At 39.5% G+C, this 25,583-nt stretch carries 23 protein-coding genes and 1 tRNA gene; 12 read left to right on the forward strand and 12 right to left on the reverse strand.

Going from position 1 to position 25,583, the window contains the following annotated elements:
* Positions 1 to 10 precede the first annotated feature (10 nt).
* From ACNKW3_RS10885 to fusA, 4 genes are all read left to right on the forward strand, one after another.
* Positions 11 to 907, forward strand: a complete 897-nt coding sequence (locus ACNKW3_RS10885) for a transcriptional regulator GcvA (protein WP_427399322.1) — start codon at positions 11 to 13, stop codon at positions 905 to 907.
* Positions 900 to 1,286, forward strand: a complete 387-nt coding sequence (locus tag ACNKW3_RS10890; RefSeq protein ID WP_427399323.1) for a DUF423 domain-containing protein — start codon at positions 900 to 902, stop codon at positions 1,284 to 1,286. Before ACNKW3_RS10885 ends, ACNKW3_RS10890 begins: the two co-directional genes overlap by 8 nt.
* The gene (rlmM, locus tag ACNKW3_RS10895; protein WP_427399324.1) at positions 1,279 to 2,376 is read left to right on the forward strand and encodes a 23S rRNA (cytidine(2498)-2'-O)-methyltransferase RlmM; all 1,098 of its coding nucleotides are present in this window, start codon (positions 1,279 to 1,281) and stop codon (positions 2,374 to 2,376) included. The genes ACNKW3_RS10890 and rlmM overlap by 8 nt, the downstream gene beginning before the upstream one ends.
* A 102-nt stretch (positions 2,377 to 2,478) precedes the next feature.
* Complete coding sequence (fusA, locus tag ACNKW3_RS10900) at positions 2,479 to 4,572, forward strand: elongation factor G (RefSeq protein ID WP_427399325.1); 2,094 nt, start codon at positions 2,479 to 2,481, stop codon at positions 4,570 to 4,572.
* Positions 4,573 to 4,646: 74 nt separating this feature from the next.
* Here fusA and ACNKW3_RS10905 read toward each other — a convergent pair whose 3' ends face one another.
* From ACNKW3_RS10905 to ACNKW3_RS10915, 3 genes are read right to left on the reverse strand one after another with little or no spacing between them, the layout of a single operon-like run.
* A complete protein-coding gene (locus ACNKW3_RS10905; protein WP_427399326.1) occupies positions 4,647 to 6,644 on the reverse strand; it encodes a transglutaminaseTgpA domain-containing protein in 1,998 nt (665 codons plus the stop codon).
* 5 nt (positions 6,645 to 6,649) lie between these two features.
* Positions 6,650 to 7,648, reverse strand: coding sequence for a DUF58 domain-containing protein (locus ACNKW3_RS10910; RefSeq protein WP_427399327.1), 999 nt, complete (start codon positions 7,646 to 7,648; stop codon positions 6,650 to 6,652).
* Positions 7,645 to 8,553, reverse strand: a complete 909-nt coding sequence (locus tag ACNKW3_RS10915; protein ID WP_427399328.1) for an AAA family ATPase — start codon at positions 8,551 to 8,553, stop codon at positions 7,645 to 7,647. Before ACNKW3_RS10915 ends, ACNKW3_RS10910 begins: the two co-directional genes overlap by 4 nt.
* Positions 8,554 to 8,681: 128 nt before the next feature.
* Between ACNKW3_RS10915 and pgm the strand changes: the two genes are divergently transcribed.
* From pgm to ACNKW3_RS10945, 6 genes are all read left to right on the forward strand, one after another.
* Entirely contained in the window at positions 8,682 to 10,319 is a 1,638-nt protein-coding gene (pgm, locus tag ACNKW3_RS10920) for a phosphoglucomutase (alpha-D-glucose-1,6-bisphosphate-dependent) (protein WP_427399329.1), read from the forward strand.
* Between the two features lie 198 nt (positions 10,320 to 10,517).
* Positions 10,518 to 13,025 (forward strand): glycogen/starch/alpha-glucan phosphorylase, encoded by a 2,508-nt coding sequence (locus tag ACNKW3_RS10925; RefSeq protein ID WP_427399330.1) that lies wholly within the window; start codon positions 10,518 to 10,520, stop codon positions 13,023 to 13,025.
* A gap of 147 nt (positions 13,026 to 13,172) precedes the next feature.
* Positions 13,173 to 14,495 (forward strand): putative bifunctional diguanylate cyclase/phosphodiesterase, encoded by a 1,323-nt coding sequence (locus ACNKW3_RS10930; RefSeq protein WP_427399331.1) that lies wholly within the window; start codon positions 13,173 to 13,175, stop codon positions 14,493 to 14,495.
* A 44-nt stretch (positions 14,496 to 14,539) separates the two neighbouring features.
* Positions 14,540 to 15,538, forward strand: coding sequence for a succinylglutamate desuccinylase (gene astE, locus ACNKW3_RS10935; RefSeq protein ID WP_427399332.1), 999 nt, complete (start codon positions 14,540 to 14,542; stop codon positions 15,536 to 15,538).
* A complete protein-coding gene (locus ACNKW3_RS10940) occupies positions 15,528 to 15,953 on the forward strand; it encodes an HIT domain-containing protein (RefSeq protein WP_427399333.1) in 426 nt (141 codons plus the stop codon). Before astE ends, ACNKW3_RS10940 begins: the two co-directional genes overlap by 11 nt.
* Complete coding sequence (locus ACNKW3_RS10945) at positions 15,953 to 16,273, forward strand: heavy metal-binding domain-containing protein (protein WP_427399334.1); 321 nt, start codon at positions 15,953 to 15,955, stop codon at positions 16,271 to 16,273. The genes ACNKW3_RS10940 and ACNKW3_RS10945 overlap by 1 nt, the downstream gene beginning before the upstream one ends.
* Before the next feature lie 25 nt (positions 16,274 to 16,298).
* On the opposite strand, the gene ACNKW3_RS10950 is transcribed toward ACNKW3_RS10945, so the two are convergent.
* Genes ACNKW3_RS10950 through ACNKW3_RS10970 form a run of 5 tightly spaced genes read right to left on the reverse strand, consistent with a single transcriptional unit; the run spans position 16,299 to position 19,012 of the window.
* Complete coding sequence (locus tag ACNKW3_RS10950) at positions 16,299 to 16,463, reverse strand: DUF2897 family protein (RefSeq protein ID WP_427399335.1); 165 nt, start codon at positions 16,461 to 16,463, stop codon at positions 16,299 to 16,301.
* The gene (locus ACNKW3_RS10955) at positions 16,454 to 17,134 is read right to left on the reverse strand and encodes a M15 family metallopeptidase (protein ID WP_427399336.1); all 681 of its coding nucleotides are present in this window, start codon (positions 17,132 to 17,134) and stop codon (positions 16,454 to 16,456) included. The genes ACNKW3_RS10950 and ACNKW3_RS10955 overlap by 10 nt, the downstream gene beginning before the upstream one ends.
* Positions 17,134 to 18,267 (reverse strand): succinyl-diaminopimelate desuccinylase, encoded by a 1,134-nt coding sequence (gene dapE / locus ACNKW3_RS10960; protein WP_427399337.1) that lies wholly within the window; start codon positions 18,265 to 18,267, stop codon positions 17,134 to 17,136. The genes ACNKW3_RS10955 and dapE overlap by 1 nt, the downstream gene beginning before the upstream one ends.
* Positions 18,260 to 18,610: an ArsC family reductase gene (locus tag ACNKW3_RS10965; protein ID WP_427399338.1), complete on the reverse strand. Its 351-nt coding sequence runs from the start codon at positions 18,608 to 18,610 to the stop codon at positions 18,260 to 18,262. Before ACNKW3_RS10965 ends, dapE begins: the two co-directional genes overlap by 8 nt.
* 18 nt (positions 18,611 to 18,628) lie before the next feature.
* Complete coding sequence (locus tag ACNKW3_RS10970; RefSeq protein WP_427399339.1) at positions 18,629 to 19,012, reverse strand: ACT domain-containing protein; 384 nt, start codon at positions 19,010 to 19,012, stop codon at positions 18,629 to 18,631.
* Between the two features lie 246 nt (positions 19,013 to 19,258).
* Here ACNKW3_RS10970 and ACNKW3_RS10975 point away from each other — a divergent pair, with 246 nt between their 5' ends.
* Together ACNKW3_RS10975 and ACNKW3_RS10980 are read left to right on the forward strand one after the other, a co-directional pair.
* Positions 19,259 to 20,326 carry a patatin-like phospholipase family protein gene (locus ACNKW3_RS10975; RefSeq protein WP_427399340.1) on the forward strand — a complete coding sequence of 356 codons (1,068 nt, stop codon included), beginning with the start codon at positions 19,259 to 19,261 and terminating at the stop codon, positions 20,324 to 20,326.
* Between the two features lie 62 nt (positions 20,327 to 20,388).
* Positions 20,389 to 20,465, forward strand: a tRNA-Val gene (locus tag ACNKW3_RS10980).
* Between the two features lie 80 nt (positions 20,466 to 20,545).
* Here the strand turns inward: ACNKW3_RS10980 and ACNKW3_RS10985 are convergent.
* The 4 genes from ACNKW3_RS10985 to ACNKW3_RS11000 all read right to left on the reverse strand — a co-directional run bounded on the left by ACNKW3_RS10985 (position 20,546) and on the right by ACNKW3_RS11000 (position 25,582).
* On the reverse strand, positions 20,546 to 21,085 hold the full coding sequence (locus ACNKW3_RS10985) for a type 1 glutamine amidotransferase domain-containing protein (RefSeq protein ID WP_427399341.1): 540 nt from the start codon (positions 21,083 to 21,085) through the stop codon (positions 20,546 to 20,548).
* A 217-nt stretch (positions 21,086 to 21,302) separates the two neighbouring features.
* Positions 21,303 to 22,772, reverse strand: coding sequence for a decarboxylating NADP(+)-dependent phosphogluconate dehydrogenase (gene gnd, locus ACNKW3_RS10990; RefSeq protein WP_427399342.1), 1,470 nt, complete (start codon positions 22,770 to 22,772; stop codon positions 21,303 to 21,305).
* Positions 22,773 to 22,955: 183 nt separating this feature from the next.
* Positions 22,956 to 23,360, reverse strand: a complete 405-nt coding sequence (locus tag ACNKW3_RS10995; protein ID WP_427399343.1) for a DUF1801 domain-containing protein — start codon at positions 23,358 to 23,360, stop codon at positions 22,956 to 22,958.
* Positions 23,361 to 23,461: 101 nt separating this feature from the next.
* Positions 23,462 to 25,582, reverse strand: a complete 2,121-nt coding sequence (locus ACNKW3_RS11000) for an ATP-binding protein (RefSeq protein WP_427399344.1) — start codon at positions 25,580 to 25,582, stop codon at positions 23,462 to 23,464.
* Position 25,583 lies beyond the last annotated feature (1 nt).

Below are 25,583 nucleotides of genomic sequence, written 5' to 3' on the forward strand. Positions count from 1 at the left end.
TTGAATTTCAATGTTAAAACGATTACCACCACTTAACGCCCTTAAAGCCTTCGAGTCTTCAGCTCGGCATTTGAGTTTTACTAAAGCGGCTGAAGAGCTGTTTGTGACCCAAGCCGCGGTAAGTCATCAAATTAAGTCGTTGGAAAGTTTTTTATCGACTAAATTGTTTCATCGAAAAAACAGAGCCTTGTTATTGACCGAAGAAGGACAAGCTTATTTTCATGATTTAAGAGAAATCTTTGTTCAAATTCAAGAGGCTACCGAACGCCTGTTGGCAATGGGCGCAAAAGGGGCGATTACAGTAGCAACACCGCCAAGCTTCGCCAGTCAATGGTTAGTTCCCAAGATTTATCAATTTTCACAGTTATATACCGACATTGATGTGCGTTTAAAAGCGGTGGATTTGGATGATGGATTTTTAGATGACTCTGTTGATATAGCAGTGTATTACGGTAAAGGTAAATGGCCTGATTTACATGCCACAAAATTACTGCCGGAATATATAACACCTATGTGCTCTCCTATGTTATTGCACATGGATAATCCACTAAATTCCTTAGACGATTTATCTCACCATAGACTTTTACATGACAGTGCGCGCAGCCATTGGAAAAATTGGCTTAACAAGTTCAACGTTAAAGGCGTAAATGTAAATCAGGGGCCGATTTTCAGTCACAGCATGATGGTGTTGCAAGCTGCTGCTATGGGGCAGGGAATTGCACTTTCTGATACTGTGTTAGCTAAGCCAGAAATTGAAAGTGGACGGCTTATTTGCCCGTTTCCGGAAAAACTTGAAAGTAAACACAGCTATTATCTGGTGTGTCGCGAAGCTGATGCTGATAAAAGTAAAATCCAAGTTTTTCGTGATTGGATGCTCGACCAAGTAGAGGATGAGTCGAATGAATAAATTTACTTGGGTGCAGATAGCCGCACTTTCAGGTTTTTTGTGTGTTGCCATAGGTGCATTTGCCGCCCATGGGTTAAAACATATTTTGGATGCTTATGCCCTTGGTATTATTGATACTGGCATCAAATATCAAATGTTCCATACCCTGGTATTGTTGATTCTGCCGTTTTTAGCAGAGAAATTAGAGTTCTCTTTTAATTTCATTGGATGGGCTTTTGTTACTGGTATTTTATTATTTAGTGGTAGCTTATATGCTCTGGCGATGACTGGCATTAAAGGGTTTGCCTTCTTAACCCCTATTGGTGGCACCATTTGGTTATTTGCTTGGATAACGCTAGCAGTCAAAGTAGGTACAAAAAAGAAGATAACAAATGTTTAAATATCTTTTGTATTGTCGACAAGGATACGAAGCTGATCTAGCCTGTGAAATAGAATACAAGCTCGCCCAGTTAAATGGCTATGGATTCGCAAGGTTTGGACGTCAAACAGGTTTTATAGAGTTTTCTCAACAAAACAAAGGGCGTTTTCCGGCCTATGAAAATTTAATCTTTGCACGCCAAAAATTACTCATTCAACAAGAACTTTCCTTTGATGGAGCCTCTGATCGCATTAGTGTTATTTGCGAGGCTCTCGCTGATTCAAAACAGAAATTGTTTGGGGATGTATTAGTTGAATATGCAGATACAGAAGACGGCAAACAAATCGCTCGTTTTTGCAAAAAATTTGTCGTACCGCTTCGTGTCACGTTACGCAAAAATAAGGTGTTAAGTCAATCACGAGATGAAAGCTTACCCTTTTTACACTTGTTTTTTGAACACAGTGGACAAGCGGTTCTTTGTGTTTCAGACCCTGAGGATAGAAATAACGACTTTATGGGTATAATGCGACTGAAGTTTCCTCATGAAGCTCCTTCACGCTCAACCTTGAAACTTGAAGAAGCAATTAAGCACTTTTTTACACCAGATCAACAATCCCAACTTTTCAGTGCGGGTATGACAGCAGTTGATCTAGGCGCTTGTCCAGGAGGCTGGACCTATCAGTTGGTAAAAAGAGGGATTAAAGTAGAAGCTATCGACAATGGCATGATCGATCAAGCCTTAATGGACTCAGGTTTGGTTGAACACTATCAGGTGGATGGTTTTAAATACCAACCGAAAGAGGGCCATGTAGACTGGTTAGTTTGCGATATGATTGAAAAGCCAGATAAAGTGGCACAATTGATGGGGGATTGGCTTGAAAAGCGCAAAGCTACAGGGGCTATCTTTAACTTGAAATTACCCATGAAAAAGCGATTCGACACTGTTCAAGAGCAATTAATAGCCCTAAAAGCAAGGCTGGTTAGAATTGCTTCTGTGTACATAGGATGCAAACATTTGTATCACGACAGAGATGAAGTCACCTGCGTGATTATATTAAACCCAAGCCTTTTTCAGCTCGAAGAAACCCAGAATCTTCACTTTATTGAGTAAAACTGGGGAAAATCCAAAAAAAACACGGCAAAGATGGTGTAATTTCACTCAATTATCTATATAATCCGCCAGCAATTTTTTAGAACCAACGAAAGTGGAAATATGTCAGACTTATCGCAATACAGAAATATAGGTATTTTTGCCCACGTAGACGCGGGTAAAACGACCACGACAGAACGAATTTTGAAACTTACCGGTAAAATCCATAAAACCGGTGAGGTACACGATGGTGAATCAACTACAGACTTCATGGAACAAGAAGCGGAGCGTGGTATTACCATTCAGTCTGCTGCGACTACTTGTTTCTGGAAAGATCACAGAATGAACATCATCGATACTCCTGGACACGTTGACTTCACAGTTGAAGTATACCGTTCATTGAAAGTACTTGACGGTGGTGTGGGTGTATTCTGTGGTTCAGGTGGTGTTGAACCTCAATCTGAAACAAACTGGCGTTACGCTAACGAATCAGAAGTTGCACGTATTATCTTCGTAAACAAACTAGACCGTATGGGTGCAGATTTTTACCGTGTAGTTGGTCAAGTGAAAAAAGTACTTGCTGCTAACCCATTGGTAATGACCTTACCAATTGGTATCGAAGACGACTTCAAAGGTGTTGTAGACGTATTAGAGCAAAAAGCTTATGTATGGGATGATTCTGGTTTACCAGAAAACTACGAAGTAGTTGATATCCCAGCTGATTTAGTTGAAAAAGCAGCTGAATACCGTGAAATGCTTGTAGAAACTGCAGTGGAGCAAGACGACGACCTTATGATGGCTTATATGGACGGTGAAGAACCTTCTATTGAAGACCTTAAGCGTTGTATCCGTAAAGGTACTCGTGACCTAGCGTTCTTCCCAACTTTCTGTGGATCTGCGTTTAAAAACAAAGGTATTCAGTTAGTACTTGACGCTGTTGTTGATTACTTGCCTTCACCTACAGAAGTTGATCCACAAGAACTTACTGATGAAGAAACCGGTGAACCTACTGGTGAAGTAGCGACAGTATCTGTTGACGAGCCATTCCGTGCATTAGCATTTAAAATCATGGATGACCGTTTTGGTGCTTTGACCTTTATCCGAATTTACTCTGGTAAATTAAACAAAGGTGACACCATCTTAAACAGCGCAACTGGTAAAACTGAGCGTATTGGTCGTATGGTGGAAATGCACGCAAATGACCGTACAGAATTAACATCTGCACAAGCAGGTGACATCATTGCAGTTGTAGGTATGAAGAATGTTCAAACTGGTCACACATTATGTGATCCAAAGAACCCTTGTACGCTAGAACCAATGATCTTCCCAGAGCCAGTAATCTCTATTGCTGTTAAGCCTAAAGATAAAGGTGCTAACGAGAAGATGTCTATCGCTATTGGTAAACTAGTAGCAGAAGATCCATCTTTCCAAGTTGAAACTGATGAAGATTCAGGTGAAACCATCCTTAAAGGTATGGGTGAATTACACTTAGACATCAAAGTAGACATTTTGAAGCGTACTTATGGTGTTGAGCTTGAAGTTGGTCAACCTCAGGTTGCTTACCGTGAAACTATTACTACTCCAGTAGAAGATAGCTACACTCATAAGAAACAGTCTGGTGGTTCTGGTCAGTTCGGTAAAATCGATTATCGTATCCGTCCTGGAGAGCAAAACTCTGGCTTCAAATTCGTTTCTACTGTTGTTGGTGGTAACGTTCCTAAAGAATTCTTCCCGGCTATCGAGAAAGGATTTAAGGGTATGATGGAAGAGGGTCCTCTTGCTGGTTACCCTGTACTTGACGTTGAAGTTGAATTGTACGACGGTGGATTCCACGCAGTTGACTCATCAGCAATCGCGTTTGAAATCGCTGCTAAAGGCGCTTTCCGTCAATCAATGCCAAAAGCGGGTCCACAACTTCTTGAGCCAATCATGAAAGTTGACGTGTTCTCTCCAGAAGACAACGTTGGTGACGTAATCGGTGACCTTAACCGTCGTCGTGGTATGATTAAAGACCAAGAAGCCGGCGCAACTGGTGTTCGTATTAAAGCAGATGTACCACTTTCAGAAATGTTTGGTTATATCGGTCACTTACGTACAATTACTTCAGGCCGTGGTCAGTTCTCAATGGAATTTGCTCACTACAGTGCATGTCCACAAAACGTTGCTGATAAAGTTATTGAAGAAGCAAAAGCACGTAAAGCAGCTGCTAAAAAGTAAGTAACGCTTTCAAAACGAAATGAAAAAACCCAGCAAATGCTGGGTTTTTTTTATTATGCTTAACAAAAGTATCTTTATTTAGGTTTAATAATTTTGATGCATTCTTCCAATGCTTCATCAAGGCGTTTTTGATTAGGCGCTTGTAGAGCCACATCGGCATATTCAAATTCATAATAAACATCAGCAAAAGTAAACAATACCTGTTTTTCATCTTCTGTGCATTTATCGCTAATTCGAACGAAAAAGTCTTTCATGGTTTCTTGGGTCTGCTTGTTGAACCCTCGATTACGTAAGATTTCAAATAAAATCACTTGGGGCGTTACTTTTTCGGTTTTAAACCAACGTCGCCAAGGAGCAAAAAAGAACGCCACTATGGCCACGATAATAGCGAAACTCACGAGCAAAAATGTGATTAGATTCTTGGTATTAACTTCACCGAAGATACGTTCAATAAGATCTCGTTGATTTTCTTGGTCATAGCCTAAGACCATTTGCGACCAATTATGATTAGCCATTACAATAAAATCGCTCAAATGTTTTAATCCCGGTAAACTCGCCATGCCTCTTAAGAAACTATTGCCTTCCACTAATTCATTATCTTCTTCTGATATTGCGGATAACAAGCCAGTTGTCATTCTATCTGGCGCTACCATAGCGGTAGGGTCGATGCGGACCCAACCAATATCTTCCTGCCATGCTTCAACCCAGGCGTGAGCGTCGTACTGTCTTACGGTTAAAATTGACGTTGCTTGTTCTAATCCCCCTTGATAACCAGTGACGATTCGTGACGGAACGCCGGCTAGTCTAAGCATGTAGGTTAATGCAGAAGCATAATGTGAACAAAAACCTCTACGGTACGAAAACAGAAACTGGTCCACGGGTTCATTTTGCATTAAAGGTGGCTTTAAGGTGTATTTAAAGCTTTCTGGCGTGAATATCTCAGCAATTTTATGCATTTTTTCAAAATTACTCAGAGAATCTAAGGCTAAAGACTCAATATATTTTTTGGTCTCAGGGTTACCAGAGGAAGGCAATTGCAAGTATCGCTCAAAATTATGTTGTACTTTTTGTCTATCCAGGGGCATTTGATAGTAGGAATTCACAATATATAAACTATTGTTTTTCGCAGGTGTCGATGTAAACAGTTGGTAGTTGTCAGTTTGGTTAATTTCTTGTTGACTCATAACATCGGTTACAAGCGGAATGTCTAGAGAGTACAGCCATCTAGTTTGATTTGGTTCGGCAATGACTAAATATCGCCAGAAATCCCCAAAATAATTGACACTTTGTTGTTGGACTTGCACGCTTTGCTGTGGACCAACGGACCAAGATTGTCCATCAAAATAGTCCAGAATAATAGCCCGCCAATATCTATCACCAGGCTCAGGGATATCACCGGTAAATTCAGCTCTAAATACAAGGTCAGTGGACCTTGCTAAATTAGCAATATCGCCGGGGGTTATTTTCTCACTTAATCCAGTCTCGTTTTTCTTTTCGACAGGGGTTTCCCAAAACGGCGGAAAACGCGGCGCAATAATAAATACTAATGCTGCGATGGGAATTGCTTGAGCCAATTGTTTTGCGGTTTGTTTAGCTGCGTCAGTACTCGTTTGATTCCCCATGTTAAGCAAGAAGGCGATATAAAAAACCAAAAATACTGCGATGCTGTAATAAAGTGCAAAACCTAATCCCTGATGGAAGATAAAACCTGAGGCGATTAAAAAGATTTGTACAATAAGCACTAGATGAAAATCAGCAGTGGTTTTAAGCATTAAGAATTTTAGACTACAGGCCACAACTAGCAGGTTTACCATAGTGCTCAATAAGCCATATTCACCTGCAAAGGTAATTAAAAGTACAAGACAAAAAAGTGCAAATACATTTAAGGTTCTATTTTTTAACGCAGGAATAGGTTTGAAGGCTCTGGCCAAACAAATTAAATTAGCGCAAACAAATAACACCCAAACCCAGCCCATCATAGGTTCATACAACGGTGCCAACACCATGGTAAATAATATAGCGGATAATATTGAGGGAAGTTTAAGAGCTTTTTGGCTTAAAATTGTCACCATAATGATCAACCCAAAAAGCTAGTCGTAGAAGGTGACTGATTAAAGCTCGCCAGCAAGGATAAGCATTCTAATTGATGTTTATCACCCAGGTTTGGGAGTACCTTAGTAGTGCCTAAATCTATGCCGAATTTTACTTTATCACGATGTAATTGCTGTACTTGGAAGCATAAAATACTGAGCGCTTTTTCTGTATCCAAATGTTGGTAGTCTGCCAAAAATAACCAGCCAGAAACGCCCGCATTTTCAGTAAAGTCTTTACTTAGCATGCCTTGCCCTTTGGCCACATGTTTCCATGAGACATGATGCAATGGATCTGTTTTTTGGTAACTACGGATCCCTTGTAAATTATCAGAAACTACCATTTGAGAATCAGAAGAACTTGCACCACCACTATCACTGGCCATTTTGTGAAGTTTAGGCGGATGTTTAATTACACTGGGATACACGATCAGCTTGTCAGGGTAAACAAGATAACTCCAGCATTTAAATAAACCTAATCCATAAGTTGCTTGCACACAAACGCCGGGTAGAGCGTGTATCCCGCGTTTTAACTGTGGTAGTTGAATAGAGATATGTTGAGATTTTTCGCCACTGGCAGTGACATTTATTTTGTTGTGTAGCTTACCTAAACTAATATCAAGTTGACCGAACTCATATCTTTGCATGCTATCCAGTTCAAATTCTAAGTGCAGGCGACGGTTGGCAAAGTCAGGTTGAACCGGTAAAAAGCGCAGTTTATGCTGCGTAAAATAAAAATAACTATGAAATAAAGACAGTAAAACTAAGGCCATCAGCAGGTAACACATACTTAAAACAATGTTATTTTGATAGTTAGTGCCTAAAATAAATAAACATATACCTACCGCAATAGTTGCCCATCCGAAGCTACTTGGTAATACAAAGGTATTGTGAATATTAAAGCCTTTATTTTGCTTGGCTGCTGCACGCTGAATAATGTAGTTATAATGCCAAGTCCAATACCTCTTTTTTAGCTTGTAAATCATGCTGCCAGTGGATCAACTTGCTGTAATAAGTGTTCGCTATAACTAGAGCCTGTGGAATTTAATAACTGACCACGAAGTCTATGTTCGGCGACAGAGGGTAATATAAATTGGATATCTTCAGGCGTTACGAAGTCTCTGCGATTGACAAAGGCTGCTGCTTGAGCTGCACTGAATAGGGCTTTGCTCGCTCTGGGTGAGAGTGCATTGGGGAAATCGTTGCTGGTTCTTGTGTGATTAACCAAAGCGAGTAAATAATTTACCACTGAATCACTCATCATCACCTGAGACACTTTACGTTGCATTTCTTGTAATTCGTCAACGCTCATAACAGTATCAATTTCATCTACCGAGCTGTTATTCATTAGCATGGCTTTTTCAGCTTCAGCATTCGGATAGCCTAAGGATAGTTGCATTTGAAATCTGTCAAGTTGAGACTCTGGAAGAGGATGAGTCCCAGATTGATGCAACGGGTTTTGAGAAGCAATAACAAAAAATGGAGACGGTAGGGTGTGAGTTACACCGTCAATAGTAACTTGCCTTTCCGCCATGGCTTCTAAAAGTGCTGATTGGGTTTTGGGGCTTGCCCGATTAATTTCATCAGCCAAAATTAATTGGTTGAACACTGGGCCAGGATGAAACTCAAACGAATTATCTTTTTGATTAAAGATATTAACGCCTAACATATCTGCAGGCAGTAAGTCTGAAGTAAACTGAATACGTGCATACTCTAGCCCAAAGATTTTGGCTAAGGCATGAGAAAGCGTGGTTTTTCCCATACCCGGCAAATCTTCGAGCAATAGATGCCCATTTGAAATAATACAAATGAGGCTTAACTCTATTTGTGATTCCTTTCCTTTAACAAGCCTACTGACTTGTTCTATGCATTGTTTTATGTCATGGCGCATGGTAGTAGAGTTTTATAGTTTGCTTTCAATCTTGCATATTAGATGATTAAATAAAACATGCAATTATCAATCTGAATACCTAAGTATGTCGTAGACTTTTTAAGTCATTTTTATTAAACGGAGTTTTCATGTCTCAACACCCAAACGCTGGAAAGTTGCCTCAGCAATCATCTTTGATCAATGTCGCCAAATTAGTCACTGATTATTACAGTCTTTCTCCTGATCCAGAGATAGCTCAACAACAAGTATCTTTTGGTACTTCGGGTCATAGAGGCTGTTCTTCATCTTCTTCATTTAACGATGGGCATATTGCCGCGATCTGCCAAGCGTTGGCAGAGTATCGCATTGAACAGGGAATAGATGGTCCTATTTTTATTGGCAAAGATACCCATGCCTTATCTGAACCTGCGCTATTGACTGCAATTGAAGTGTTAACTGCAAATGAAATGCATGTGGTTATTCAATCGGACGAGGGATTTACACCTACCCCGGTTATTTCTCAGCGTATTATTCGTTACAACAGAGGTCGAACGTCAGGTTTTGCTGATGGTATTGTGATAACCCCTTCTCACAATCCGCCAACTGACGGTGGCTTTAAATACAACCAAACGCATGGTGGTCCAGCTGATACAAAAGCAACTAGCCAAATTCAAAACAGAGCCAATGAAATTCTGATTAACAAAGGTACAATTAAAAGACAAAGTATTCTATCCGCTAAATCATCAGGATATTTGACTGAAACTGACTTTGCACAAGATTATGTTGATGCGCTGATTGACGTTGTGGATATGCAAGCAATTTCTAATGCAAAGTTGAAGTTAGGCACTGATCCTTTAGGTGGTTCTGGTCTAGCTTATTGGGACATTATTGCTGACAAATACAAGATTGATATTGATGTTGTAAACCGAGAGCTCGATCAACGATTTGCATTTATGCATTGTGACCGAGATGGAAAAATCCGTATGGATTGTTCATCACCCTTTGCTATGACCGGGTTGATAAAACTAAAAGAACAGTTTGATGTAGCTTTTGGAAATGATCCTGACTTTGATCGTCATGGCATTGTGACGGCATCTTCCGGTTTGTTAAATCCAAATCATTATTTAGCAGTGGCAATTAACTACCTTTACACTCATCGTCCTCAGTGGTCGGACAGTATAGGTGTGGGTAAAACCCTAGTATCCAGCAGTATGATTGATCGAGTAGTAAATCGTCTAGGACGGCCATTATTAGAAATGCCTGTTGGATTTAAATGGTTTGTCGGTGGATTGTCGGAACAATCTATTGGTTTTGCGGGTGAGGAATCCGCTGGCGGTATATTCTTACAGCAAGATGGTCAAACCTGGGCAACAGACAAAGACGGATTTATCATGAGTCTTTTAGCCGCCGAGATCACAGCAACAACCGAAAAAGACCCTGGCTTACATTACAAAGAATTAACGGATGCTTTTGGCGTACCTGTGTACAAACGCATTGACGTGGCAGCTACATTAGAACAAAAACAGCGATTGTCGAAGTTAAAAGCTTCGGACGTTGATGCCTCATCCATTGCAGGTGATGCGATTACTAATATTCAAACACATGCACCTGGTAATAATGCGGCAATTGGCGGTGTGAAAGTATCTACCGAAAACGGATGGTTCGCAGCGCGTCCTTCTGGTACCGAAGATGTTTATAAAATTTACGCTGAAAGCTTTGTTGATGACAAGCATTTAGATGCCCTTATAGAAGAAGCGCAATCTTTAGTTACCTCAACTATCGGGTAGAAGTGATCAAAAGGTGTATTAAATGTAAATATAAAGTAAATATATGACATTTGAAATAAGGATATAATAAAAGCATCTTAAAAATTAACTGAATATTAACAAACATACGTATGTAACGCCTAAGTCAAAGTAGTATTACCTCTTTTGCTGTAATAAACTTTCATTAAGTGAGTTAATTACAGCATAAGAGGGAAAATCATGGCGCCTCGTACTACAAAATCTAGTAAAGCAACATCAAAAACTAAATCTGTTGAGGTTGAAACTGAAACCTTGACTAAGGACGATGTTAAAAATGCTATCGTCCGACATCTACATTGCTCGTTAGGCACGGATGAAAATAAAGCAGACAAACATGCCTGGTGGAAAGCGACGAGTGCTGCTATCCAAGAGCTAGTGCTCGAGCGGCTGCGTAAAACCCAGCGTACACATTATTTAAATGACACTCGCGCGGTGCATTACTTTTCCGCTGAATTCTTGATGGGACGATTATTGTCCAACAATATGCACAATTTCGATTTGTTTAATACGGCTAAAAGTGCGTTAAAAGAATTAGGTATGGAACTTACCGATGTTCTTGAAGAAGAACCGGATATGGCATTAGGAAATGGCGGGTTAGGGCGACTAGCGGCCTGTTTTATCGATTCACTCGCGACTATGGAATATCCAGCGATTGGTTATGGTATTCATTATGAGCATGGTCTATTTAGACAAGAAATTAAAAATGGCTATCAAATTGAACGACCTGATAGTTGGCGCGATTATGGTAATCCATGGGAAATTTGTCGCCCAGAGTCTATTCAGCAAATTTCGTTGTATGGATATGTAGAAACTAAATACGGTGCAAATGGAAAAATCCAGAAAGAATGGCATCCAGGCTCAATAGTCAAAGGGGTTCCTTGGGATATTCCTGTCGTAGGCTATGGCGGTAATACGGTCAACGTTTTACGTTTGTGGCAAAGTCAATCTTCAGGGTATTTTAACTGGGACGTATTTAACGCTGGCGGTTATGTGGATGCACAGCGCGAAAATGTACAAGCTGAAACAATTTCCAAAGTCCTTTATCCAAATGATGAGACAGAAGCAGGTAAGGAACTAAGATTAATTCAGCAATATTTCTTTAGCTCTTGTTCTCTAAAAGACATCATACGCAGATATAAGCGGGTCCATGGTGACGACTGGTCAAGATTTTCAGACCAAGTAGTAATTCAGTTAAATGATACTCACCCTGCGATCGCAATTCCTGAATTGATGCGAATATTAGTGGATAGAGCAGAACTTGATTGGGATACGGCTTGGGGCATTTGTACCAAAACCTTTGCCTACACCAATCACACTTTATTACCAGAGGCGTTAGAAAAATGGCCAGTGCGTATGCTGGAAAAAGTGTTGCCGCGTCACATTGAAATCATTTATGAGATCAACCACAGATTCTTACAGGAAGTTGAAAAGCAATGGCCGGGGAATAATCAAATAAAATCCAAGCTTTCGATAATAGAAGAAAATAATGGAAAAATGGTGCGCATGGGTAACTTAAGCGTCATTGGTTCATTCGCCGTCAATGGCGTGGCTGAAATACATTCCAAGTTAGTTAAATCGCAGCTGTTTCCAGAATTTGACCAGTTATATCCGGGTAAATTGACCAATGTTACCAACGGAATAACCCCTCGTCGCTGGTTAAAAGCATGTAATCCATTGTTGTCAGACTTAGTCGATAGCAAGATTGGCAGCGACTGGGTGTTAAACCTGAAAAAGTTAGATGAGTTGTCAGCATTTGCGACTAATAAAACCTTTCAAAAACAATTTATGGCAGTAAAACAGAAAAACAAAGATTTACTGGCAGAAGAAATATACAAATTAACCAATATTAAAGTCGATTCAAAAGCGATATTTGATATTCAAATAAAACGCCTGCATGAATACAAAAGACAACATCTAAATTTATTGCATATTTTAGCCTTATACCGTCGACTATTAGAAAACCCTGATTACGATATGCATCCTAGAGTATTTATCTTCGGTGCCAAGGCGGCTCCTGGCTATAAATTGGCTAAAACCATTATCTATGCGATCAATAAGATTGCGGATAAGATTAATAATGACAATAGGGTTAATCATAAGATCAAGGTGGTGTTTTTACCTAACTACCGCGTCTCTCTAGCGGAGAAAATGATTCCCGCCGCAGATGTTTCCCAACAAATCAGTACAGCAGGCAAAGAAGCATCGGGTACAGGAAATATGAAGCTGGCTTTAAATGGTGCTATTACTATAGGAACACTGGATGGGGCTAACATAGAAATTGCTGAAGAAGTCGGGGATGATAATATCTTTATTTTTGGCTTAAATGTTGATGAAGTAAATGCGTTACAAGCGAAAGGGTATAACCCATACGATTACTACTACGGAAACGCAGAAATTAAGGCAATTTTGGACTGGCTAGATACAGATTATTTTACCCCAGGTAATCCTGGCGAGTTATCAACCTTAAAACACAGTTTACTTGATGGTGGTGACCCATATTTAGTGTTAGCTGATTTTGCGTCCTACAGTGATGCCAATAAAAAATTAGACCTGGCTTATAGGGATAATTCGACTTGGGCAAAAATGGCAATTCTCAATACCGCCAAAATGGGCAAGTTCACGTCAGACCGTTCAATTGCGGACTATGTAGAAAAAATTTGGAAATTGAGTTCCTGCAACGTGCAATAATTTTCTTTTCTACTATCATCAAATAAGCCGGTTTTTACCGGCTTTTTTGTAAAGTATTTCATAAACAATACGATAAAGATTATATACGCAGAATAATAACAGGATTCTGGGAAGAAGCCGCCTGCTTAACATAAACTAGTGGACTTTATGATTACGAGTAAACATAAGCATTTAAATGAGATCCCTAACCGGTATCATTTCATTGAGATTATTGAACAAATCGCCAAAAAGGAAGGCCGATTTAGTTTAATGTTTCTTGATGTTATGCGCTTTTCTGATGTTTCTGCAGCCTTTGATCACAAAGCTGGAGATGAAATTTTACTGCAAATAGTCAATCGAATTGGTGCTATTTTCACTAATGCAAAAGCGGTTGGCCGATTAAGTGGTGACATCTTTGGTATTGTATTTACCGATGCTGTTACCGACAAATCTATTCGTAACGAGCATGCTCGTCTAATTTCCCATTTTAAAGCGCCACTGATGGTAAATAATACCGCGTTCATTGCTGATTTTAACGTGGGTGCAGCGATTCGGAAAAAAGAAACCAGTTGTGTCAACAGTGTTATTTCTCTTGCGGAAAGTGCGTTACGCAAGTCTAAATCTAATCAACACGTAAACTTTACCTTACTTTCAGATGATATTAATCAGGATCACGGAAAAGGCCTTGCATTAAAGGCGGATTTGACCCGCGCTTTAAATAACGAAGAGCTTGAGCTTTATTTTCAGCCTAAGGTTGATCTTAATTCATATGAAATTATCGGCGGAGAATGTCTATTACGCTGGAATCACCCGTTAGACGGTGTTGTTTTCCCTGGTACTTTGCTTAAGGCCGCTGAATCCTACAATATGATGAATGAATTAGGCTATTGGACGCTAGAAAGTGCTTTCCAAAGTTTATCCAAGCTTCAACAAGCAGATTTTAATGTGCCAATTTCTGTTAATTTATCGCCTACTCAGCTTTATGATCCTAGGTTATTGCCTGCGTTAAGAAAGTTAATTGATGAATATGCAGTGTCACCAAGTTTAGTTGAAATTGAACTTACAGAAGACGTAATGCTTACCCATTCTTTGTTGGTCAAACGTCAGCTAGATGAAATAAAAAGTCTAGGAATTTCGTTATCTATGGATGATTTTGGAAAAGGTTATTCAAATTTATCATTTGTAAGAGATCTTGATTTGGATGCTATCAAAATCGATAAGGCTTTTGTTTTTGGATTGACACAATCACCCGTAAACTCAGCCATTATTCAAGCAACCAAAATTATATGTGATGCCAAAGGTTGCGAAACCTATGCCGAAGGGATTGAAGATCTGCAACAACTCGCCATACTGAAATCTATGGGAATTTCCAAAGGGCAGGGTTTCCTATTTTCTCAAGCGGTACCATTACCTAAATTTATCGAACAATTGAAAGAAGGAAATTTTGCAACTGTGATCTATAAGGATCCAAATGTGCTAAACGCTGGCTAAGCATGCTAGTATAGGGATAAGTTAAATTAATCCTCAGATAAAAAGTGCTGTTAGATAATCAGAGTTTCTTGCAATATTCCCTCGATAATAGAGATAAATGGACACCATTTTCATATCAACTAAGTAACCTCCTTGTTCATAGTTCAGAGGAAGGCATCATATGTTTCGAGCCTTCGGACACCAACGAAAATACAAAATCTATAGTGTTGTCATGCGGTATTCATGGAAATGAAACAGCACCCATCGAAATTTGTGAGCAAATTGTCTCCGATTTGCATGCGCAGCGTATAACAACAAAACATCGAGTGTTGTTCATTTTTGGTAATCTGCCTTCAATGCTTATTGCAAAACGCTTTGTTGAGGAGAATCTAAATCGATTATTCAATCCAGATTTAACAAGTGATACCTTAGAAGGTAAGCGAGCCAAGGTATTGATGCAGCAGTTAAACGACTTTTTTGCAAATGGAAATCCTGATAAACGTTTTCACTATGATTTACATACCGCTATTCGCCCGTCAATAAATGAAAAATTTGCGGTGTATCCTTATCTTCATGGCAAGCCATATAATAAAAAACAATTAGCATTTTTATCCGATTGTGATGTTAATACTATATTGTTATCTCAATCACCGACCACCACCTTTAGCTACTATTCTTCTTATCATCACAACGCAGAGGCATTTACCGTTGAGTTAGGCAAAGTGAAACCTTTCGGCGAAAATGATATGCAGAAATTCGTCAAAGTAGACAATATGCTGAGAAAATTAATTCAGCAACAAGAGGTTGAAGTTACGCCGTTTGAAAAATGCCCATTACAAATATTTACTGTTAATCAGGTGATCAATAAAGGACAGGACGATTTTAGATTGTGTTTTGACGATGCCGCACCTAATTTTACTTCTTTTAAAAAAGGTGAGGTCATAGCAACTGAAAGTGGCAAAGAATTTGTGGCGCAAGTTGATGATGAAGCAATCGTTTTTCCTAATGCGAATGTACCTATTGGACAGCGCGCAATTTTAACGGTAAAACCTTATGAGCTTTGAATTAGATCCGCAATTAGCCAAAGACAGTGAATTAGTCTGTGATTTTGAAATTTCACAAGTACGCTTAATACTAGATTGTCAGTATCCATGGTGTTTGCTGGTACCAAGAATCAATGATGTCACAGAGCTGTCAGACTTACCTTATGCTACCTATATTCAAGTGTGCAGTGAGTCCAATCAATTAAGTTTGGCGATGCAAGCGGTTTTTACTCCAGATAAAATGAACATTGCCAGTATAGGCAATATGGTGAAGCAATTGCATATTCATCATGTTGCACGCTACACTGATGATGTCGCTTGGCCAAAACCTGTGTGGGGATTTGCTCCAATGCAAGCCTATTCAAAAAATGAATTACAAAAACGTAGCCAAGCGCTGATAGCGCAGATTCAATCGCAATTAAAGGACATAGAGTAATGATTATAACCACTACAAATTCCATAGAAGGGAAAAAAATTGAGCACTATTATGGCGTTGTTATTGGCGAAGCTATAATGGGCGCGAATGTATTTAAAGATTTATTCGCATCCATCCGAGATATTGTTGGCGGGCGCTCAGGAGCTTATGAAGAAGAGTTAACCAAGGCTCGAAGAGTCGCATTCGCTGAAATTGAGCGAGAAGCGCAAATGCTTGGGGCGAATGCCATTGTTGGTGTTGACCTAGATTACGAAGTCGTCGGTCAAAACGGAAGCATGTTAATGGTGAGTATTAGCGGAACGGCTGTAAAAGTCGCCTAAATAAAAATAGCGAGTGAATAGAGGTCTAAAAGCCTCTATTGTCGTCGTCATCGCCATCATATTCGCTATCTGGCCGTTTTTTGAAATCCTTGGGTAATTTAAATTTTGCCGAATCTTTGAGTAGCAAAATATTACCCACTATCACGCCTATCACTAACAATATTACGACCAGAATCCAACCTATTGACATGTTTCCCCCTTATTGTAGGTATATCTTTGTACTAGGTAGTCTAGGTTGTTGATCACGAATGTTTTGCCTAAAATGTCTGATTTATTCAGTTGGCGAGCTAAACAATCAACGTCAAAAGTATCTATAATTTTTTGCGCTATTGGCTTATAAGACATGTGCCAAGGTTCTGCAGCAACGCCACCTTTGTATTTTGCATAGGGAAAATAAAACCCGAAAGAATTAGCATTTTCATTAAGCCAATTTGACAATTGGGCACAAGGTCCTTGCCCAATATATTCTTCAGGAATCAATTGAAAATCATGTTGATGACGCTCAACGCTAGCTTTATCGTAGACGTCAAAATCTGTACCCCAATGATGTCGGCTAGCACCTGGCAGTGCTGACCAAAGCATAATAGCATGGGTTTTCTCTTCGTCATTGAGGGAAGCTGCATCTAGCACTTTGCCATCCAAAGTATTTAACGGGAGTTGCCCTTGCCACTTTCGATTCCATATAGAAAGCTGACGCTCAAAACTTCTAAAACTAGAGCAAATCTGAAGATCAACGCCTGCAGCCGAAGCTTCTTCCCGCATTGCTTGAAACGCCTGAGTAACTTCAAGTTGCAAACGATGCTCGCCTATAGGGGATAAATGCGCTTCATCAATTCCCATTATTTGCTCATTAGTCAGCATTATTCATCTACCAGAAGACGTTTTAAAATGTCAAAATATATAGCTTCTAATGATGTTAAGTTATCGACACTAACTTTTTCATCAATTTTATGAATCGTATTATTTTCTGGGCCTAGCTCGACGACTTGCGCTCCTGTAGGGGCAATAAATCGACCATCAGAAGTTCCTCCCGCAGTGGAAAGATTAGTGTCAATACCGGTCACTTGTTTGATACCATCTCGACATGCATCCACTAGTGCGCCAGTGGAGGTAATAAAAGGTTGTCCATTGACTATCCAATCTAATTCGTAGTCTAGTCCATGATTATCCAAAATATGAATGACTCGACGCTGCAATTCTTCAGCGGTTACTTCGGTAGAAAAACGAAAGTTAAAATTCCCATGAATTTCACCTGGCACCACATTAGTAGCACCTGTACCTGCATTTAAATTCGACACCTGAAAACTGGTTGGCGGGAAAAACTCATTCCCTTTATCCCAAATAGTATTTGCCAGTTCAGTTAAAGCCGGTGCAAATAAATGAATGGGATTTTTTACCAAATGTGGGTAGGCGACGTGACCTTGTATGCCCTTGACTTTCAAAATACCCGTTAATGATCCGCGTCGGCCATTTTTGATGGTATCGCCTGTTTTTAACGTAGAGGAGGGCTCGCCTACAATACAATAGGTAATTTTTTCATTACGCACTTCTAAGGTATCAATCACCCTAGTCGTACCGTTAATAAATGGGCCTTCTTCGTCGCTGGTGATTAAAAATGCAATCGATCCTTTATGATTTGGATATTGATTAACAAACCTCTCGGTCGCGCAAAGCATCGCTGCCAGAGAGCCTTTCATATCCGCAGCGCCTCTGCCATGAATAAATCCATCCGCCTCAACCGCATCAAATGGTGCATATTGCCACTGATCAACTGGGCCTGTGGGTACAACATCTGTATGGCCAGCAAAACAAAATACAGGGCTTTGTGTACCACGGCGAGCCCAGAGGTTAGTGGTATCTTCAAACACCATGGTTTCACACGTAAATTCAAGGGGTTGCAAAATCTCTTTAAAAAGGTCTTGGCAACCCGCATCTTCGGGCGTTACAGAAGGCCGTTGGATTAGATTTTGAGTGAGTTTAATTAAATTACGCACCCGTAAACACCTGCTCATATTCCTCGACTTTAAAGCCAATTAACAAGGTATCATTATGCACTAAGATTGGACGTTTTATCATAGAGGGATGCTTTGTGAGTATTTCTATAGCAGATTTGTCATTTATGTTTGCTTTAACCTGATCATCCAATTGGCGATATGTGGTACCACGTTTATTTACCACAGTATCGCTTCCAAATGCCGAAATAGCCTGCATTAGCACCTTGGTATCAACCTCCTGTTTTTTATAATCGTGAAACCGATATTCAATATTGTGTTCAGTAAGCCATTTTCTGGCTTTTTTCACTGTGTCACAATTGGGGATGCCGTACATTATTGTCATGTGTTCTCTCTTATTATTTTATTTTTGTATTTTGTAACCCGCTTTTATAAGCGAGGAAATAGCATTTTCTAAATCATTTTCTTTGACTAAAAAATAGTCGGTTTCAAAGGTGCTGACCACAAATATACTGATTTTTGCTTTTGCTAATACACCGCCGATTTCGGCCATTATACCTACCATTGTCAAGTTTAGTGGGCCGAGCACTTCAAGAACCCGCCAATCAAAATCAGTTTCTAACGCATCTATGGTCACAGATTGAGGTACCACTAATGATAATTCATCATAGGTTTTACCAATAAAATACACGTCACATTGTAATACCTTAGCGGGAATGTCGTTTTCTGGCTCTAATGTGTGTATAGCGAATGTTTCACCTAGTACCTGTAATGTTTGTTTTGACACTTTCACACCTTATCTGTAATTAAAACTAAATTGCGAAATCCACACTTTTGTTTATCCACAATTTCTGTGGATAACCTTGTGTATTGAATGCTTTCAAACAACTAAGTATATGATAATCTAATTAAATACCTGTTGTTGAACATATAGTCAATTATACAGCCTATTGACGATTATGTTAGCAGATAGATAAATCTTATTACCCTTTTATGCGAATTCTTTGCAATAATGGGTAAAAAAGGAAGTTAGATGCAAGCTTTAGATATTTTCGCTGGGCCAAGTGCGCTTAAAACGATAAAAAAAGAGGGGATAACCCCGCAGATGTTTACCGCTTTTTTGGGTGCTTCTGGAGGACCGAAATGGTTTGTGCTCTCGGGACTTGATAAAGTCATTTTTAATGAGTTTTTAGATCATTCTGAACAGCACATTGATATCATTGGCTCTTCGGTAGGGGCATTTAGAACAGCCTGCTTTGCACAAAACGATCCCGGTGCCGCGATAAGTCGATTAGCAGAGCGTTACAGTACAACTGTATATTCACCCAAACCAAACGCCAGAGAAATCACCCAAAAAGGCGTTGAGGTTTTACGCCATATGGTGAATGACGACAGTGTTCAAGAAATTCTAAGTAATCCTCGCAAATCAGTTCATATTATTGCTGCGCGCTGTCATGGATTAGTGGCAAAAGAGCCTCGCTTGCAGCAAGGTTCAGGTTTGCTTTTAGCAGCCTTTCGAAATATGCGTGGACGCCAGTTTTTGAAGAAAAGTTTTTCTAGGGTAATATTTCAAACCGGTACGCAGCCTTTGTCTTTTGTTGATGAAGCTGAGTTTTCTACCGAATATGCCCAATTGACCAAAGATAATTTACATATGTCGCTTATGGCATCTGGTTCTATTCCAATGGTCATTGAAGGTGTAGAAAACATTCCCGGTGTTGCACCAGGTATGTTCCGAGACGGTGGGATAATTGATTATCATTTTGACTTAAAGATCAATACGCCGGGTCTGGTTCTGTATCCCCATTTTTACCCCACACCAGTGCCAGGCTGGTTTGATAAGAATATTAAGTCTCGACAATGCCATGCAACTAGCTACGACAATGTTGTGCTTTTGGCACCTTCGGCTGAATTTGTTGCAAAATTACCTTATGGCAAAATAACGGACCGAGATGACTTTAAAAAATTAACCGCAGAAGACAGAATTAAGTATTGGAAAACGGTCATTTCTGAGTCTGATCGTTTGGCTGAATCCTTCTTTCATCAAATTCAAAGCGACAATGTGGCAGAATTTGTACAACCGATCCGTTTGAAGCGATAAATATTACAAAAATACTTGCGAAAAAAAGTTAACTTGGTAATATTCACGCGCTTTCACAGCATGCGTCTATAGCTCAGTTGGTTAGAGCGCTACCTTGACATGGTAGAGGTCCCCTGTTCGAGTCAGGGTAGACGCACCATTTATCTCCCCAAGGCCATAAAAAAGGCCGAAAAGCATTCACTTTCCGACCAACTTCACTATGCAAATAATAAATTTGTATTAGGCCGCTAGGGCTTTTGCGATTGTAGAGTTAAAGGCGTCTAAATCGCCTGGATTTCGACTGGTAATAATTTGGCCGTCTTGCACCACTTCTTTGTCTTTCCAAAAAGCGCCTGCGTTTTCCACATCGGTTCTAATGCTTGGGAACGAGGTGATTTGCTTAGATTCAATTACACCCGCTTCGGCCAATAACCATGGACCATGACAAATGGCAGCTACTGGTTTACTGTTATCTTTGAAAAATGCTTTAACAAAGGCAATTGCCTTGTCATTGGTACGCAAAGTGTCAGGATTGATTAAGCCTCCAGGCAAAACTAGGGCATCATAGTTATCTGCATTCGCATGTTGCAATCGAATATCAACCTTAACATCGCTCCCCCAGTTGTCGCCATCCCAACCTTTAATGGTGCCACTTTCAAGTGAAATAACATCAACCTGAGCACCAGACGCTTGTAGATGCTTTTTAGGTGATTCAAGTTCACTTTGTTCGAATCCGTCGGTGGCTAAAATGGCTACGCGTTTGTTTGATAAAGTCGTCATGATTTCTCCTTACCTGATAAAAAATAAATTATACAAATAGGAGAAGCGAGATGTGTGCCAGTTTAAAGGTTACAGTATCGTATGCTAACTGTATGAAAAATATAAATTATTTTAATAGGAGTTTAAGGTGATCTTTGAATAAGATAGGGTTTGAGTGAGTAGGAATTACAAAGCATGTAATTCCTACTTAACCATTGAAGGGATATATCAGACGTAATTACACATCGTAGGTGGTAGATGCTGTATCACCACCGCGGCCAGTCCAGTTAGTGTGGAAAAACTCGCCTCTTGGCTTGTCGATTCTTTCATAGGTGTGAGCACCAAAGAAATCTCGTTGAGCTTGCAATAGGTTCGCTGGTAAACGAGCTGTTCTAAAACCGTCAAAGTAGGTTAGGGCAGAGCTTAAACAAGGTACTGCAATTCCATTTTCAACCGCAGTGACTATCACTCTTCGCCAGCCTGTTTGGGCTGACTCTACTGTGTCTTTAAAATAAGGAGACAGTAATAAGTTTTGTAATTCGGGTTCTTGGTCATAGGCTTCTTTAATTTTGCCTAGGAATGCAGAGCGGATAATACAACCACCACGCCACATTAGCGCTATACCACCGTAATTTAGGGCCCAACCGAATTCTTTCGCGGCTTCATGCATTAACATATAGCCTTGAGCGTAAGACACGATTTTTGCTGCTAGTACAGCTTGTCTAAGTTGTTCAATAAAGGCTTCTTTGTCACCACTGAATGAAACCTCTGGTCCTGAAACCACTTTAGAAGCGGCAACACGTTGTTCTTTCTTAGCAGAAATACAACGGGCAAATACTGAATCGGCAATTAGAGTTAAAGGAACGCCTAAATCAAGGGCGGTGACACCTGTCCATTTTCCAGTACCTTTTTGTCCCGCAGTATCTAAAATATACTCAACTAAAGGTTCGCCGTTTTCATCTCTGTAAGCAAAAATGTCTTTGGTGATATCAATTAAATAGCTATCTAATTCTGTGGTGTTCCAATGAGCAAAGACTTTTTGGATTTCGTCAGTGCTTAATCCTAAAACAACTTTCATTAATTGGTATGCTTCGCAAATAAGTTGCATATCGCCATATTCGATGCCGTTATGTACCATTTTGACAAAATGGCCTGCGCCAGCATCTCCAACCCAATCGCAACACGGTACTTCTTGCTTAGTATTTTCGTCAATGACTTTGGCTGATATAGCTTGAAAGATATCTTTAACTAACGGCCAAGCCTTCTTAGATCCGCCTGGCATAATTGAAGGTCCAGTAAGTGCGCCTTCTTCACCGCCTGATACGCCAGTACCTATGTACAAGAAACCTTTACTTTCGAGGTATTCAGTTCGGCGGTTTGAATCAGGGAAGTGGGTGTTACCGCCATCGATTACGATGTCACCCGGCTCAAGATATGGAATGAGTTGTTCTATAAAGTCATCAACGGCTGCGCCAGCTTTTACCATCAGCATAATTTTGCGGGGCGTTTCCAATGATTTAACCAAGTTTTCTACGCTGTCAGCGCCACGGATGTTTTTACCTTTCGCGCGACCATTTATAAACTTTTCAACTTTTGAATAACTGCGATTGAATGCTGTAACTGTAAATCCTTTAGATTCCATGTTTAATATGAGGTTTTCCCCCATAACAGCTAGACCAACTAATCCAATATCTGACTTTTCTTTCATTCAATTTTCCTTAGCAGTTTTGTATAAACTTCTACGACAATGTTGTGTGTATTTATAAGCAAAGAATACCACGATGGATCCTTCAAATGACCTCAAACCCATCACATTTTTTAGCTATATGAAATAACATTTTTGCGTTAGGTTTTTCTGTTTCATGGTTTATACGGACAGTACTAAACCAACTTACGGGTGAGCTTTGCATTCATATTTCTTTTGCATGTCTTGGACAGACAAGGTTACTAATGATTTTAAAATCGATAAATCAATATCATCCAATTTGTTTATATATAGACAAGATTTACCAAGCTTATGTTTGCCTAATTTATCAAGCAGCTCTTGGTATTGAGTAAACCCAGGCATTATATAAACCGCTAGATTTTGTTTTCTGGGGGAAAAACCCGTGACAAAAAAATCCCCTTGGTGGCCACTATCGTATTGATAGTGATATTGACCAAAACCAATCATACTGCCATGCATATACGGAGAGTAACCAGAAGCCTCCTCTAATAAAGTCAGTAAAACCTCTGCGTCGGCTTTTCTACGAGCATTGTCTACAGTTGATAGGAATTCTAAGACATCTTTTTTCATCTCAATTTCACCATCTCTCCCAGAAAGGTGCGCAGATGTTAGCATAACCCATAGTAAAAAGTCCCATGAAATAGGCTAAAATCAATGATCAAACTGTTTTCTTATTGAGAGGTTTTAGTCCCTAATAATTCGTTGATACAAGTTTTTAATTCCTGCAGAACGATAGGCTTATGCAAATAGGCGTTCATCCCTTTGGATAAGCCTTTATGGACTTCTTCTGACATTACATTCGCGCTTAATCCAACAATAATAATATCATTGTCCATCTGGCGTATAATTTCTGTTGCTTTAAAACCATCCATAACTGGCATGTTGATATCCATTAGAATCATATCAAACTCATGTTTTTTAAATGCTTCTATGGCTTCTTCTCCATTTAATGCATGAACAACTCTATGACCAAAGTTTTTCAACATGTTAATGGCGACGGTTGCATTTATCTCGATATCTTCAACTAAGAGAATTTTCGCGGGCTTCCTATTTTCTGCCTTCTGTTGAATAGTTTCTGTCGAATTATTCGATAAACTAAGCAATAAACTGTCGAAAAAGGCTTTTTCATTTAATAAAAATGGCGGGAATTTAAAGGTATCGTCGATTTTTTGTAATGCAATAACCTTTGTTGTATCACCAGAAGATTGTCTATTGAGTAAATCTAAAATATAGGTAATACGAGGATTTAACTCTAAATCACAGACAATTTGAGGGATCTTAGTAGCACCAAGTGTGTTATCAACTTGTTCGGTCAATGAAGTGAATTGGCAAGGGATAGATACAAAAAATTCGCTTCCTTCTCCAACATTTGAAGTGACCTGAATATTCCCTTGCATTAATTCAACCAGTTGTTTAGAAATTGACAAGCCTAACCCAGTACCGCCATAGTCTTTCGATGTGGCTGGATCTGCTTGTTCAAAGGGATCGAACAAAATATCGATTTTGTCTGGAGGTATGCCTATACCGCTGTCTTTAACACTTAAAAGAAGTTCTCCTTGTTGTTTAGAGTTTAGATTAAAATCGACATTTAAATGGATAAATCCACGCTGGGTAAATTTGACAGCATTGTTAAGCAAATTAATTAGAATTTGCTGGACACGTAATTTGTCAATTGTGACAGCAAAGGGCACTTGGGGTTGAATGCTTACTCTAAATTCAATTGACTTCCGATCGGCTAAGACTTGCATTATTGAGCAAACATCTAATATCAAATTACTGACAGGGGCATGAGATTCACTCAGTTTTAAACGTTGTTCGGTGAGTTTGGAAAAATCCAAAACATCATTTATCACCGAAAGTACCAATTGACTGGTACTATTCATTTGTTGCAAGAAACGTTTGCGTTCAGCATTGTTCTTGGCGTTTAAACTCAATTGTGCCAACCCTAACAACCCATTTAATGGTGTGCGTAGTTCATGACTCATATTGGCCAGAAATTGCGACTTTTTAGTGGCTAGATCTTCCGCCGCTTCCCGAGCCTCTCTAGCATTGATCAAACTACGTTTTTCAATATTTCTTAATCGGTTGAATTCGTTTGCGATATGTTCGAACTCATCACCTGATTTTAGATGAATATTTTGATAGGTGTTGTTGTCTGCTTGCTGCTGAATGGTTCTTTCGATAACGTCCAAAGGTGTACGAACAAACTTACTGATGAGTAAGTAAGTAAATAGACTGATAATTAAAAAGAAACAGAAGGCAATAATAATAGCTTCTTGCTTATAGGCAAGATAACGCTTATCTATTAAATAGGTGTCAAAGTACAAAACCAAAACAAATTTAAGTTCTTTCTGATAATCATCGGAGATGGTGGTCACAGGGTAAGATAGAGCGAATGTGTTATTTATTTCTTGGGTGAAAGAGTAGTTATCTCCGAATTTTGCGGCAAGATATGCCTCTTGCATTGGCGCTGGCAAATATGCGTAGTTTTGCTTTGCTAATCTGTATTGGCTGGAAGCTACAACCTCATCTGTTTCGGGATTCAGAATCACTACTTTTAGAATATTATCATTTAATCCAATAACAGTGACTATACGTTTAAGGCGCTCTAAACTACTTCCTTCATCAACTTGCATTGCCGCTTGGCTAGCAATGTTCAAAGAATTCTGTTTGGTATTCTCAAATAATTCTTTGTAATACAGCTCTAATAAAGCGTTAGTCATAAAATAAGTGATAACCGCAAAGCAGACTCCCAGCGGTATCAAAAGTTTTGCCACTAAACCTATTCGCATA

The sequence above is a fragment of the Glaciecola sp. 1036 genome (assembly GCF_050306235.1).
GTDB lineage: Bacteria > Pseudomonadota > Gammaproteobacteria > Enterobacterales > Alteromonadaceae > Glaciecola.